This is a genomic window from Luteimonas marina (assembly GCF_007859325.1).
In the GTDB taxonomy this organism is placed as follows: Bacteria; Pseudomonadota; Gammaproteobacteria; order Xanthomonadales; family Xanthomonadaceae; genus Luteimonas; species Luteimonas marina.
The window spans coordinates 842,779-856,665 of sequence record NZ_VOHK01000001.1 but is presented as its reverse complement, the minus strand read 5'-3'; the positions used below and the strand labels follow the sequence as shown (position 1 = coordinate 856,665).

General features: G+C 68.5%; 12 protein-coding genes. 3 read left to right on the top strand and 9 right to left on the bottom strand.

What is annotated here, in order from left to right:
* Positions 1-50: 50 nt before the first annotated feature.
* Entirely contained in the window at positions 51-182 is a 132-nt protein-coding gene (locus FQY83_RS17880) for a hypothetical protein (protein ID WP_272952440.1), read from the bottom strand.
* Positions 183-393: 211 nt separating this feature from the next.
* On the opposite strand from FQY83_RS17880, the gene pbpC reads away from it, so the two are divergent.
* On the top strand, positions 394-2,751 hold the full coding sequence (pbpC, locus tag FQY83_RS03990) for a penicillin-binding protein 1C (protein WP_146385188.1): 2,358 nt from the start codon (positions 394-396) through the stop codon (positions 2,749-2,751).
* A 260-nt stretch (positions 2,752-3,011) separates the two neighbouring features.
* Here the strand turns inward: pbpC and FQY83_RS03985 are convergent, their stop codons facing one another.
* Positions 3,012-3,494: a peroxiredoxin gene (locus FQY83_RS03985; RefSeq protein WP_146385185.1), complete on the bottom strand. Its 483-nt coding sequence runs from the start codon at positions 3,492-3,494 to the stop codon at positions 3,012-3,014.
* Positions 3,495-3,639: 145 nt separating this feature from the next.
* On the opposite strand from FQY83_RS03985, the gene FQY83_RS03980 reads away from it, so the two are divergent.
* Both FQY83_RS03980 and FQY83_RS03975 read left to right on the top strand, forming a co-directional pair.
* Positions 3,640-4,098 (top strand): Hsp20/alpha crystallin family protein, encoded by a 459-nt coding sequence (locus FQY83_RS03980; RefSeq protein ID WP_146385183.1) that lies wholly within the window; start codon positions 3,640-3,642, stop codon positions 4,096-4,098.
* Positions 4,099-4,164: 66 nt separating this feature from the next.
* Complete coding sequence (locus FQY83_RS03975) at positions 4,165-5,076, top strand: DnaJ C-terminal domain-containing protein (protein ID WP_146385181.1); 912 nt, start codon at positions 4,165-4,167, stop codon at positions 5,074-5,076.
* A gap of 225 nt (positions 5,077-5,301) precedes the next feature.
* Here the strand turns inward: FQY83_RS03975 and pilH are convergent, their stop codons facing one another.
* The 7 genes from pilH to FQY83_RS03940 form a co-directional block, all read right to left on the bottom strand.
* The gene (pilH, locus tag FQY83_RS03970) at positions 5,302-5,700 is read right to left on the bottom strand and encodes a twitching motility response regulator PilH (RefSeq protein ID WP_146385179.1); all 399 of its coding nucleotides are present in this window, start codon (positions 5,698-5,700) and stop codon (positions 5,302-5,304) included.
* 35 nt (positions 5,701-5,735) lie between these two features.
* A complete protein-coding gene (locus FQY83_RS03965; protein ID WP_146385177.1) occupies positions 5,736-6,758 on the bottom strand; it encodes a YhdH/YhfP family quinone oxidoreductase in 1,023 nt (340 codons plus the stop codon).
* A 60-nt stretch (positions 6,759-6,818) separates the two neighbouring features.
* On the bottom strand, positions 6,819-7,112 hold the full coding sequence (locus tag FQY83_RS03960; protein WP_146385175.1) for a GIY-YIG nuclease family protein: 294 nt from the start codon (positions 7,110-7,112) through the stop codon (positions 6,819-6,821).
* 193 nt (positions 7,113-7,305) lie between these two features.
* A complete protein-coding gene (locus tag FQY83_RS03955; RefSeq protein ID WP_146385173.1) occupies positions 7,306-7,899 on the bottom strand; it encodes an LOG family protein in 594 nt (197 codons plus the stop codon).
* A gap of 207 nt (positions 7,900-8,106) precedes the next feature.
* Positions 8,107-9,549, bottom strand: a complete 1,443-nt coding sequence (gene lpdA / locus FQY83_RS03950; protein WP_146385171.1) for a dihydrolipoyl dehydrogenase — start codon at positions 9,547-9,549, stop codon at positions 8,107-8,109.
* Positions 9,550-9,669: 120 nt separating this feature from the next.
* Positions 9,670-10,908 carry a dihydrolipoyllysine-residue succinyltransferase gene (gene sucB / locus FQY83_RS03945; protein ID WP_146385169.1) on the bottom strand — a complete coding sequence of 413 codons (1,239 nt, stop codon included), beginning with the start codon at positions 10,906-10,908 and terminating at the stop codon, positions 9,670-9,672.
* A gap of 36 nt (positions 10,909-10,944) precedes the next feature.
* Positions 10,945-13,776 (bottom strand): 2-oxoglutarate dehydrogenase E1 component, encoded by a 2,832-nt coding sequence (locus FQY83_RS03940; protein WP_146385167.1) that lies wholly within the window; start codon positions 13,774-13,776, stop codon positions 10,945-10,947.
* Between the last annotated feature and the right edge of the window lie 111 nt (positions 13,777-13,887).

Genomic DNA, 13,887 nt, shown 5'->3' with positions numbered 1-13,887 from the left:
TGATTCGTCCGTGAACAGCAAAAGCTTCCGTCCGCCTCCGGCGGCCGGGTTCATTTCTTTTGCTGGCCCAAAAGAAACGAACCAAAGAAAAGGGCCTTCCCCGACAGGGCAAACCTGCCATCGGCGAGTTCGACGGGATTTTTCGACACGGCATCCATGCCGTGGCGAAAAACGGCGCGCATCCATGCGCGCCGCCCTCCGGGTCTCCGGGCAATGTAGCTGTTCCACGGGAAGCGGCTCGATAACCTCGGACCCTGAAGAATCTGAGCTGCATTCGACCCTCCCGAACCGTCATCCCCGCGAAGGCGGGGATCCAGCGTCTTTGGGCGGAAAGGTTGGGCCATTCGAGCCGCAGGTGGCCGGCGCCATGTCTACAAGGACAGGGGACCGATCATGGCGTGCCTGAGACGACTCCTTCCCTGGCTGCGCTGGGGAACGGTCGCACTGCTGCTGTCGCTGCTGGTCCTCGACCTCGCATTCCCACCGAAGCTGCCGAAGGCGCGCGACACCAGTACCCTCGTGGTCGCGGACGACGGTACGCCGCTGCGCGCGTTCGCCGATGTCGAGGGCGTGTGGCGGCATCCGGCGACGCGCGGGACGGTGTCGCCGCTGTATCTGCAGGCGTTGCTGCAGTACGAGGACCGCTGGTTCCGCTGGCATCCCGGCGTGAATCCGTTCGCGCTGCTGCGCGCGGCGGGGCAGTGGCTCTCGGATGGGGGGATCGTGTCCGGTGGTTCGACGCTGACGATGCAGGTCGCGCGCATCCTCGACCGCGAGCCGGGCCGCTCGACGCGCACGCTGCCGGGCAAGTTCGTGCAGATGCTGCGCGCGGTGCAGCTGGAGGCGCACCTGTCGAAGGACGAGATCCTCGCGCTGTACCTGGAGCGCGCGCCGTTCGGCGGCACCATCGAGGGCGTCGAGGCCGCGAGCTGGGCCTATCTCGGCAAGCCGGCGGCGCGGCTGTCGCAGGCGGAGGCCGCGCTGCTGGCGGTGCTGCCGCAGGCGCCGAGCCGGCTGCGGCCGGACCGCAATCCGGAAGCGGCGCAGGCCGCGCGCGACAAGGTGCTCGAACGCATGGCGTCGCTCGGCGCGTGGAGCCGCACGGAGGTCGACGACGCGAAGATCGAGGCGGTGGTGTCGCGGCGCCTGCGTCCGCCGATGTCGGCGGCCCTGCTCGCGCAGCGCCTGCGCTCGGCGCATCCGCGCGAGGCGCGCATCGTCTCGACCATCGACGCCGGACTGCAGCGCACGCTGGAGGAGCGCGTCGCGGCGTATTTTTCCGGTCTGCCCGAGCGCACCTCGGCCGCGCTGCTGGTGGTCGACAACGCGACGATGGAGGCGCGCGCCTACGTCGGTTCGCTCGACCTCAACGACAAGGCGCGGCTCGGCCACGTCGACATGGTGCGCGCCTGGCGCTCGCCCGGCTCGACGCTCAAGCCCTTCCTGTACGGGATGGCGCTCGACGACGGCCTGATCCACTCCGAAAGCCTGCTGGTGGATGCGCCGCAGTCGTTCAGCGGCTACCGGCCGGGCAACTTCGACGCTGCGTTCAACGGCCCGGTCGGCGCGGCGACCGCGCTGCGGCTGTCGCTCAACGTGCCGGCGGTGGACCTGCTCGATCGCGTCGGCCCGGCGCGCTTCGCGGCGCGGCTGGACAACGCCGGCATCGCGCTGAAGTTTCCGCGCGGCGCGACGCCGAACCTGACGCTGATCCTCGGCGGCACCGGCGCTCGGCTGGAAGACCTGGTCGGCGCGCACGCGGCGCTGCACCGCGGCGGCATCGCCGGTCGCGTGCGCTACACGCCGGACGACGCAGTGATCGATCGACGGCTGCTGTCGCCGGGCGCGGCGTGGATCGTGCGCGAGATCCTCGAATCCAATCCGCGGCCGGGCGAGCGCGAAGGCATGTTCGATGCCGGACGCCGCCCGCGCGTGTCGTGGAAGACCGGCACCAGCTACGGCTATCGCGACGCCTGGGCGATCGGCGGCACGCGGCGCCATACCGTGGGCGTGTGGGTCGGTCGCCCCGACGGCACGCCGCTGCCCGGCCAGTACGGCGCGATCACCGCGCTGCCGCTGCTGTTCGAGGTGGTCGACAGCCTGCCGCGCGCGCGCGGCGACGGCGTGCGCCCGCCACCGCCGGGCAGCGTTGCCGAACATGCGGTCTGCTGGCCGCTCGGCACCGCCGCCGAGGCGCAGCCGCCGACCCTGTGCCAGCGTCGCTTCGATGCCTGGGTGCTCGACGGCGCGATCCCGCCGACCTTCGCCGAGCGCGATGCGCGGCTGTGGAGCGCGGGCCTGGCGCGTTTCGACGTCGACGCGACGACCGGCCTGCGCCTGTCCGCCGATTGCCGCCGCCCGCACGTGCCCAGGGCGACCGAAATCGCGCGCTGGCCGGCGCTGGCATCGCCCTGGCTTCCGGCCTCGACGCGCCGCGCTTCACGCCTGCCGCCGCTGTCGCCGGACTGCGACGACGACGGGCGCGACGCGGTCGGCGAACTGCGCATCGAGGGCCTCAACGACGGCGCGACGCTGGCCCGCCCGCCCGGCAGCGAGCGCGGGATCCGCCTGTCGCTGCGCGCGATCGGTTCCGACATGCCCGTGCAGTGGCTGCTGGACGGGCGCTGGATCGCCGAGACGCGCGGGGCGAACGTCTTCCAGTACACGTTCGATACTGTCGGCGCGCATCGCCTGACCGCACTGGCCGACAGCGGCGCCTGGGCGTCGGTGGAGTTCCGGGTGTTGCCCTAGCGTCGGCGTCGCGTGCCGCGTGCCAAGTAGTTCCGGCTGCCGCAAAGGAGCCGATTCAGGGGGAATCCGGGAGAAATCCCGGCATCGATCCGACCGTCGGGAAGGAAGCCGTCATCCCCGCGAAGGCGGGGATCCAGCGTCTTTGCCGTCGGGGCAGACGCGATGACCGGATCGATAAAGACACTGGATCCCCGCCTTCACGGGGATGACGGTGAAAGATGGGAATGGCGGTGAAAGGTGGGAGCAGTGGCCCGGCGGGCTCAGCCCGGCAGGTGCGCCAGCATGTTCTCCGCGCTCGACACCCGGAACTCGCCCGGCGCCTCGACGAACAGCTGCTTCACGATGCCGTCCTCGGCGTACAGCGCGAAGCGCTTGCAGCGCACGCCCATGCCGTAGCCGCTGGCGTCCATCTCCAGCCCGAGCGCGCGGGTGAGGTCGGCGTTGCCGTCGGAGAGCATGCGCAGGCCCGCCGGCACGTGCTGGCTCTCGCCCCAGGCCTGCATCACGAAGGGATCGTTCACGGCCATGCAGAACACGTCGACGCCGCGCTCGCGGAACTGCGCGAAGTGCTCGACGAAGCCGGGCAGGTGGCGCTCCGAGCAGGTTGGCGTGAATGCGCCGGGCACCGCGAACAGCACCACCTTGCGGTCTTCGAAGAGGGTGGGGGTGTCGACCGCCTGGACGCCGTCGTCGATGTACTTGAGCACCACTTCGGGGATGCGGTCGCCGATCTGGATGGTCATGGGGCAGGGCCTGAGCGAGGGAATGAACAGGACCTATCGTCGCATGCCCGAGCCGTGCGCGGGGCTTGAAAACGCCGGGCCCGCTCACACATCGCGGACAAGGGCGGCCGATGCGCCGCCGATCCAGAATCCAGGAGTTCCAGACATGAGCATCGTCCGTTATCGCCAGCGCTCCCCGGAGCTGGCGCTGCAGAATGAGATCAAGCAGGTGTTCGACCGCTTCTTCGGCCAGGAGGACACCGACACCTCGGCCGTGGTCACGGCGCAGTGGGTGCCGCGCGTGGACATCAAGGAGGAAGCCGAGCGCTTCGTGATCCTGGCCGACCTGCCGGGCATCGACCCGCAGCAGATCGAGGTGCAGATGGACAAGGGCATCCTCTCGATCAAGGGCGAGCGCCAGGGCGAGTCGACGACCGAAACCGCGCGCTTCTCGCGCATCGAGCGCCGCTACGGCAGCTTCCATCGCCGCTTCGCGCTGCCCGACAGCGCCGACGCCGACGGCATCTCGGCCAGCGGCCGCAACGGCGTGCTGGAGATCGTCATCCCCAAGAAGCCCGAGACCACCCCGCGCCGGATCCAGGTCGGCTCCCCGACTGCCCACTGACCGTCGCGTTCCTCCACCGTTAAACTGGCGACGGCCCGCACTGCGGGCCGTCGTCGTGGAGCGAGCATGCAGTTCAAGGATTACTACAACGTGCTTGGCGTCGAGCCGAACGCGGGCGATGCGGAGATCAAGTCCGCCTACCGCCGGCTGGCGCGCAAGTACCATCCGGACGTCAGCAAGGAAGCCGGCGCCGAGGACAAGTTCAAGGCCATCAACGAGGCTTACGAGGCGCTGCGCGATCCCGCCAAGCGCAAGGCCTACGACCAATTGCGCGCGGGCGGCTACCGCCCGGGCGACGAGGTGCCGCCGGCGGGATTCGGCGGTGGTGGCGCGGGCGGATTCGACTTCGAGGAAGTCTTCGCCGGCGGCGGCGCGGGCGGCGGCTTCAGCGATTTCTTCGAGAGCCTGTTCCGTCGCTCCGGGGCTGGCGCGGGTCCCGGCCCGCGCGGCGGCGCGCGCCCGGGTTACCAGGCCGCGGGCGATACCCGCGCCAAGCTGGCGGTGTCGCTGGAGAACGTCTATCGCGGCGACAGCGTGCGGATCGGCATCAACGGCAAGTCCTTCGACGTGCGCGTGCCCAAGGGCGTCCGTCCGGGGCAGGTGGTCCGGCTGGCGAAGCAGGGCAGTCACGGCGGCGACCTGCTGCTGGAGATCGAATACGCCGCGCATCCCCGGTTCGAGGTCGACGGCCGCAATATCGTCTACACCCTGCCGGTCGCGCCCTGGGAAGCGGCGCTGGGGGCCACGGTCAGCGTGCCGACGCTGGGCGGTACGGTCGAGCTGAAGATCCCGAAGGACTCCGAGGCCGGCCGCAAGCTGCGCCTGCGCGGCCGCGGCCTGCCGGGCAGCGGCGGGGCGGCGGCGGGCGACCAGCTGGTCGAACTGGAGATCCAGGCGCCGACGCCGCACGACGTGAAGCAGCGCGAGGCCTACGAGAAGATCCGCGAGGCCTTTGCCGGGGATTGGCGGCGGGATTGATCGCGGCGCTGCGTCCGCCGGACGGGCTTTGCCGCTCGCGGCGCGCAACCGATCCGGGACTCCGGCTCGGCCAGTCTGTCATTTCGACCGAAGGGAGAAATCTCTCGCCGCACGCCCTGATGCGCCCGCAGGAGATTTCTCCCTTCGGTCGAAATGACAGAAGGCGCGCTGCATGACAGAAGGCGCGCTGCACGACGGAAGGCGCACCGCGGCCGCAGGCCGGGCTTAGCCCGCTTCCGGCTCCGGCTCCGGCGCACTGCCGTGGCCGATGGTCGACACGATCGCCTCGGTCAGTTCCGCCTCGCTGAAGGGCTTGGTGAGGTAGCCCTGCGCGCCCTGGCGGATGCCCCAGATGCGGTCGGTTTCCTGGTCCTTGGTGGTCACCAGGATCACCGGGATGTGGCCGGTGGCGGCGTCGCGCTTGATCGTGCGCGTGGCCTGGAAGCCGTTGAGGTTCGGCATCACCACGTCCATCAGGATCAGGTCCGGGATCGTCTCCTTCGCGACCCGCACGCCGGCGGCGCCGTCCTCGGCGGTGATCGCCTCGTGCCCCAGCTTTTCGACGATGCGGCGGATGCCCATCAGCTGCGAGGGTGAGTCATCGACGATGAGGATGCGCGCCATTCGGTTTCCCCTGGTGGATGGGCGGATTGTAGCGGTCAGGCCGCCGTTGCCAACGTCCCGCCCGGCGGGAATGTGACCAGGGTCCTGCCGAGCGATCCGCCCGCGAGCATGCCCTCGAACACCGCCGGCAGGCCGTCGAGCGTGGTTTCGCGGGTGCAGATCCGGTCGAGGTGGCGCGGTTTCCAGTCCGAGGCGAGGCGGCGCCAGACGTCGTCGCGGATGTCGCGCGCGGTGCCCGCCGAGGCCACGCCGAGCAGGGACACGCCGCGGATGATGAAGGGCATGACCGTCGCCGGCAGGTCCGCGCTCGCGGCGAGCCCGGCGCTGGCGACGTTGCCGTAGGGGCGCGTCTGCGCCAGCAGGCTGGCCAGCATCGGTCCACCGACGTTGTCGAGGCCGCCGCCGAACTTCACCGACTCCATCGCGCGGGTCGTCGCCAGCGCGTCGCGGCCGAGCACTTCGCTGGCGCCGATGGCCTTGAGGTAGTCGGCGTGTTCGGGCTTGCCGCTGATCGCGTGCACGGCGTAGCCGGCGCTGCTGAAGATGTCGACGGCGAGCGAACCGACGCCACCGGTTGCGCCGGTGACCGCAAGCGGGCCGTGCGCCGGCGTCTGCCGGTTGTCCTGCATGCGCAGCAGCGCCAGCGCCGCGGTGAAGCCGGCGGTGCCGAGGATCATGCTCTCGCGCAGGGAAAGGCCGATCGGCAGCGGGACCGCCCATTTCGTCTCGATCCGCGCGTACTCGGAATAGCCGCCGTCGCGCGTTTCGCTCAGGCCGCAGCCGGTGACCAGCACCTCGTCGCCTTCGCGGAACTTCGGATCGGTGGAGGAAACCACGTGGCCGGCCAGGTCGATGCCGCCCACCAGCGGGAACCGGCGCAGGATCTTGCCCTGGCCGGTGCCGGCGAGCGCGTCCTTGAAGTTGACCGAGGAGAAGGCGGTCCTGACCACGATCTCGCCGGGCGACAAGTCGTCGATCGAGACCGGTTCGATGCCGCTGCGGTAGCCGGCGTCGTCGCTGTGGATGCGGAAGGCGCTGAAGGTGTGGGGGATCGTCATCGTCCTCTCCATTTCACTGGTCACGTCATCCCGGCGCAAGCCGGGATCCAGCTCTTTGCCTTATGTCCCAATCATATCCGGATACAAGTCGCGCCAGCCCGGATTCGTCCTGTCGATCAGTTCGATCTTCCAGGCCCGTTTCCATTCCTTAAGAGCCTTTTCGCGCGCAATGGCGGACATCATGGAGTCGTGTTGCTCGAACCAGACCAGGTTGTGTACCCGATACTTTCGTGTGAATCCGGGAACGACGTCGTTCCTGTGCTCCCAGACTCTCTTGACGAGATTGGAGGTCACGCCCGTGTACAGGGTGCCATTCCATCGGCTGGCGAGGATGTAGACGCAGGGTTGTTTCATGGCCGGGAAAAGCTGGATCCCGGCTTGCGCCGGGATGACGGGACTTGGACCATGGAAGCAGGATCGAGCGCAGTGCGCATCGGCTTTGCGACTGCTGGCGGGGTAGGAAAGCGCCGCGCGGATTGGCCCGGTTATCCCGCCGGATGGGCATAGGGCGCCTATGATGATGAACGCGTCGCAGCGCGACTGGCTCCTACCGCATCGCCTTGCGGCGCTTCTCGTCGATCCACTTGCTCGCACTCGCCGGCGTATACCCCCGCATCCACGCCAGCATCGTGTCGATGTCGTCGCCATGCCACAGGTCGGCACGCTGGTCGGGATGCAGGAAGCGCTCGGCCACCATGCGGTCGATCATGCCGATCAGCGGATCGTAGAAATCGTCGACGTCGAGGAAGGCGCAGGGCTTGTTGCCGATGCCGAGCTGGCGCCAGGTCAGCATCTCGAACATCTCGTCGAGCGTGCCGAAGCCGCCGGGCAGGGCGACGAAACCATCGGCGAGGTCGAACATGCGCATCTTGCGCTCGTGCATCGAACCCACGACCTCAAGCCGGGTCACGCCCTTGTGCGCGACCTCCCAGTTCACCAGTTGCTCCGGGATCACGCCGACCACCTCGCCGCCGGCCTGCAGCGCCGCGTCGGCGACGATGGCCATCAGCCCGACGTTGCCGCCGCCGTAGACCAGGGACAGGCCTTCCTTCGCGAGGCGGTCGCCGAGCGCCATCGCGCGTTCGGTGTAGGCCGGCTTGCTGCCGGCGTTGGAGCCGCAGTAGACGCAGATGGATTTCATGGGAGTGGAGAATAAGGGAATGCGGCAAGCAAAAGCCGACCTGCGTCATCCCAGCGAAAGCTGGGATCCATCTTGATATTCTCGGCTTGCTGCAAAAGGCAATTTGGATCCCTGCTTTCGCCGGGATGACGGCCCATACCTAGAGCGATGGGGATCAAAGCGGAACCGACGTTTCCATTCCCTGTTCCCGATCCCCCATTCCCGGCCTCAGTTCGCCTTGTGGATCGCCCGCTTGTCCACGGCCATCGCCGCGTCGTGGATCGCTTCGGACAGCGTCGGGTGCGCATGGCAGATGCGGGCGAGGTCGTCGGCGGAGCCCTTGAACTCCATCGCCAGTACGCCCTCGTGCACCAGTTCGGACACGCCGACGCCGACCAGGTGCAGGCCGAGCACGCGGTCGGTCTCGGCGTGGGCGATCACCTTGACGAAGCCGGCGGGCTCGCCCATCGCGACCGCGCGGCCGATCGCCGCGAACGGGAAGCTGCCGGTCTTGTACGGCACGCCCTCTTCCTTGAGCTGCTGCTCGGTCCTGCCGACCCAGGCGATCTCGGGCTCGGTGTAGATCACCCACGGGATGGTGTCGAAGTTGACGTGGCCGGGGAGGCCGGCGATCAGTTCGGCGACCGCGATGCCTTCCTCGAAGCCCTTGTGCGCCAGCATCGGGCCGCGCACGCAGTCGCCGATCGCCCAGACGCCGTCGACGCCGGTGTGGCAGTGCTCGTCGACCTCGATCTGGCCGCGCTCGTTGAGCTTCACGCCGGTGCCTTCGGCCAGCAGGCCCTTGCTCGCGGCGCGGCGGCCGACGGCGACCAGCAGCTTGTCGACGGTGATCGTCTGCTCGCCGTCCTTGTCGGCGAAGGTGACCGCGACTTCCTTCTTCTTGCCCTTGCCGGTGACCTCGGCCTTGCTGACCTTGGCGCCGAGCTTGATGTCCAGCCCCTGCTTCCTGAACTCCTTCGCCGCGGTCTTCGCCACCTCGGCATCGGCTGCGGCGAGGAAGTCGGGCAGGGCTTCGAGCACGGTCACCTCGGCGCCGAGGCGCTTCCACACGCTGCCCAGCTCCAGCCCGATCACGCCGGCGCCGATCACCGCCAGGCGCTTGGGCACCTCGGTGAAGTCGAGCGCGCCGACGTTGTCGACGATGGTCTCGCCGTCGAACTTCGCGAACGGCAGTTCGATCGAATCCGAGCCCGCGGCGAGGATGACGTTGCTGCCCGCCAGCTCGACCTCGGAGCCGTCGTGCTGCTTCACTTTGACCGTGCGGTCGGGGTGGAGCGTCGCGAAGCCGTAGAACGGCGTGACCTTGTTCGCCTTGAACAGCATCGCGATGCCGCCGGTGAACTGCTTCACGATCTTGTCCTTGCGCCCGACCATGGCGCCGACGTCGATCTTGGCGTCCTTGAAGCTGATGCCGTGGTCGCCGAACAGGTGGCCCATGTTCCAGAACTGGCGCGAGGAGTCGAGCAGCGCCTTCGACGGGATGCAGCCCACGCGCAGGCAGGTGCCGCCGAGCGCGGGCTTGCCGTCCTTGCCCAGCGCGGCGTCGATGCAGGCGACCTTCAGGCCCAGCTGCGCGGCGCGGATCGCGGCGTGGTAGCCGGCGGGACCGGCTCCGATGACGACGACGTCGAATTGTTGCGGTTCGCTCATTTCATTCGCTCACGTGATTCGTGATTCGTGATTCGTGATTGGAAGAAGCGAAAACGCTGATCCGTGATGCGATCCGCTTTTTTCGAATCACCAATCACGAATCCACCAATCACGGCTTCCTCAGAGCCCGAGAACCATCCGGCCCGGGTTTTCCAGCTGGTTCTTGATGTCGACCAGGAACAGCACCGCGTCCTTGCCGTCGATGATGCGGTGGTCGTAGCTGATCGCGATGTACATCATCGGCGCGGCGACGACCTGGCCGTTCTCGACGATCGCGCGCTCCTTGATCGCGTGCATGCCGAGGATGGCGCTCTGCGGCGGGTTGACGATCGGCGTGGAGAACAGCGAGCCGAAGGTGCCGCCGTTGGTGATGGTGAAGGTGCCGCCCTGCAGGTCCTCGAGCTTGAGGCCGCCCTCGCGCGCGGCGGTCGCGAAGTCGGCGATGCCCTTCTCGACCTCGGCGAAGGACATGCGCTCGACGTTGCGCAGCACCGGCGTGACCAGGCCGCGGTCGGTGGAGATCGCCACCGAGATGTCGGCGTAGCCGTGGTAGATGATGTCCTCGCCGTCGACCGAGGCGTTGACCACCGGGTAGCGCTGCAGCGCGTTGGCCGCGGCCTTGGCGAAGAAGCTCATGAAGCCGAGCTTGACGCCGGTGTCCTTCTGGAACTGTTCGCCCAGTTCCTTGCGCAGCGCCATCACCTTGCCGAGGTTGACCTCGTTGAACGAGGTCAGCATCGCGATCGATTCCTTCGACTGCATCAGGCGCTCGGCGATGCGCTTGCGGATGCGGGTCATCGGCACGCGCTCTTCAGGACGCGCGCCGCCGGAGACGCCGGCGGTCTTGCCCGAGGCGTAGTTGACCAGGTCTTCCTTGGTCACCGCGCCGCGACGGCCGGTGCCTTCGACCTTCGACGGGTCGATGCCTTCCTTCTCGGCGGTGAAGCGCGCGCCAGGTGGCAGTTCGCCGGTGCCGCCGGACACGGGGGCGGGCTTGGTCGAGGCCGGCGCCTTGGCTTCGGCTTTGGCCGCGTCCTTCTTTTCCTGCACTTCCTCGGCGCCGGCGGCGGGCTTGTCGTCCTTCGACGCCTTGGCCTCGGCGGGCGCGGCTTCGGCGGCGGCGCCTTCCTCGATGATCGCCAGCAGCTGCTGGCTGGTCACCGTGTCGCCTTCCTTGAACTTGATCTCCCTGAGCACGCCGTCGACCGGCGAGGGGACTTCGAGCACGACCTTGTCGGTCTCCAGGTCCACGAGGTTCTCGTCGCGCTTGACCGCGTCGCCGGCCTTCTTGTGCCAGCTGGCGATGGTGGCGTCGGAGACGGATTCGGGAAGGACCGGGACTTTGACTTCGGTGGCCATGGGGTGGCGTCCTTGAAAGGCGTAGGTGGGGCGGTGTTATTCGGCGACGGACGGGTTGCCGGGCGGATTGACCAGCGCGTCGGCGACCAGCTTCAGCTGTTCCTCGACGTGGTCGGCGAAGTGGCCCACCGCCGGCGAGGGCGAGCGGCTGCGGCCGGCGTAACTCAGGGACTGGCCCTTGCCGAGGCAGGCCTGCAGGTGGTGCTTGATCTGGTACCACGCGCCCTGGTTCTGCGGCTCTTCCTGGCACCAGACGAAGTCGGTGGCCTTGGCGTACTTCTTCAGTTCGGCGGCCAGCAGTTCGCGCGGGAACGGATAGAGCTGCTCGATGCGCAGGATGGCGACGTCGTCCACGCCGCGCTTGTGCTGGTCTTCCAGCAGGTCGTAGTAGACCTTGCCCGAGCAGGCGACCACGCGCCTGGTCTTCTTCGGGTCGGCGGAAGCGTCCGGGATCAGCTGCTGGAACTCGCCGTTCGCCAGTTCGTCCAGCGTCGACACGGCCAGCTTGTGGCGCAGCAGCGACTTGGGCGACATCACGATGAGCGGCTTGCGCGTGGCCATCTTCATCTGCCGGCGCAGCATGTGGAAGCACTGCGCGGGCGTGGTGGGCACGCACACCAGCATGTTCTCCAGCGCGCACAGCTGCAGGAAGCGCTCCAGGCGCGCGGAACTGTGCTCGGGGCCCTGGCCTTCGTAGCCGTGCGGCAGCAGCAGCGTCAACCCCGAGATGCGGCCCCACTTGGCTTCGCCCGAGGCGATGAACTGGTCGATCACCACCTGCGCGCCGTTGGCGAAGTCGCCGAACTGGCCTTCCCAGATGTCGAGCGTGTTCGGGTCGGTGGTGGAGAAGCCGTACTCGAAGGCCATCACCGCTTCCTCGCTCAGCAGCGAGTCGATGATGGTGCACTGCTCGGGACTCTCGACCAGCTGGCGCAGCGGCAGGTAGTAGCTGTCGGTCTTCTGGTCGTGGAGGATCGCGTGGCGGTGGAAGAAGGTGCCGCGGCCGGCGTCCTGGCCGACCAGGCGCAGGCCGTAGCCTTCGGCCAGCAGGGTGGCGTAGGCGAGGTTCTCGGCGAAGCCCCAGTCGCCCGGGATCTCGCCGGCGGTCATCTTCAGCCGGTCTTCGTAGATCTTGGCCACGCGCGGGTGCAGGTGCACGCCGGCGGGGATGGTGTTGATCGATTCGGCGAGCTGCTTGAGCGTCGCCTGCTTGACCCGGGTGTCGACCGCGTCGGACAGCGAGCCGGACAGGTACTTCGACCAGTCGATGGTGAGCTCGTAGTCCTCGGGCTTGGAGCCGGACAGGTCGGTGGTGACCTCGCCGGCGTCGAGCTTGTCGCGGTACTGGTCCACCAGCGCCTTGCCGGCGTCGGCGGCGATCGCCCCGGCCTTCTCCAGCTGTGTGGCGTAGAGCTCGCGCGTGGTCGGGTGCTTGCGGATGGTCTGGTACATCACCGGCTGGGTCGCCGCCGGCTCGTCGGCCTCGTTGTGGCCGTGGCGGCGGTAGCAGACCAGATCGATGACCACGTCCTTCTTGAACTGCTGGCGGAAGTCGTAGGCCAGCTTGGCCACGAACACCACCGCTTCCGGGTCGTCGCCGTTGACGTGGAAGATCGGCGCGCCGACCATCTTCGCCACGTCGGTGCAGTACAGCGTCGAGCGGGCGTCTTCCTTGTTGCTGGTGGTGAAGCCGACCTGGTTGTTGACCACCACGTGCACGGTGCCGCCGACGGCGAAGCCGCGCGCCTGCGACATCTGGAACAGCTCCATCACCACGCCCTGGCCGGCGAAGGCGGCGTCGCCGTGGATCAGGATCGGCAGCACCCGGCCGCGCTCCTCGTCGCCGCGGCGCTCCTGGCGCGAACGCACGGAGCCGGCGACCACCGGGTCGACGATCTCCAGGTGCGAGGGGTTGAACGCCAGCGCGATGTGCACCGGCGCGCCCGGGGTGGCGATGTCGGCGGAGAAGCCCATGTGGTACTTCACGTCGCCGGCATGGGCGCGCTCGTCGTGCTCGAACTTGCCCTCGAACTCGTCGAACAGCTTGCGCGGGCTCTTGCCCAGGGTGTTGACCAGCACGTTGAGGCGGCCGCGGTGGGCCATGCCGATCACGATGTCCTTGACCCTGTCGAGCCCCGACTGGCGGATCACCGTGTCCAGCAGCGGGATCAGCGCATCGCCGCCTTCCAGCGAGAAGCGCTTCTGGCCGACGTACTTGGTGTGCAGGTAGCGCTCCAGGCCCTCGGCGGCGGTGAGCCGCTCGAGCACGCGCTGGCGGGTCTCGGCGCTGAGGTTGAAGTCGCCACCGGCGGTTTCCAGGCGCTGGTACAGCCACTGGCGCTGTTCGACCTCGGGGATGTGCATGAACTCGGCGCCGATCGGGCCGGTATAGGTCGCCTTGAGCCGGGCGAGCAGGTCGCGCAGCTTCATCCGCGGCTGGCCGGCGACGCCGCCGGTGCTGAACTCGCCGTCGAGGTCGCGCTCGGACAGGCTGTGGAACGCGAGGTCCAGGTCCGGCGGGTTCATCGGCGGGGTCAGCGCCAGCGGGTCGAGGTTCGCGCCGAGATGGCCGCGCGAGCGGTAGGCGGTGATCAGGCGGCCGACGTTGCGCTCGCGCTCGTCGGAGGCGCCGCTGCCGCCGGTGGCGATGCCGCGCGCGGCGAGCCTGCCGGCCTCGGCCACCGCCGCCATCACCGGCGAATGCGGCACGTCGCCGGCTTCACGGCCCTGGAAGCTGTCGAACCAGGCTTTCCATTTCGGCCCGACGCTGTCGGGAGAGACGAGGTACTGCTCGTAGAGGTCCTCGACGTAGGCGGCGTTGGCGCCGAGCTGGGAGGACTGCGCAAACTGCTTCAGGAGACTGTCCACGTCTGGCGTATCGGGCTCTGGTGCGGAGGCAAACGACTGATCCGGAAAGCATTTCCGGACCGCGGGATAGCGCGTATGAGAGGCGGCGCATTATAGCCGTTGCCCATGCCG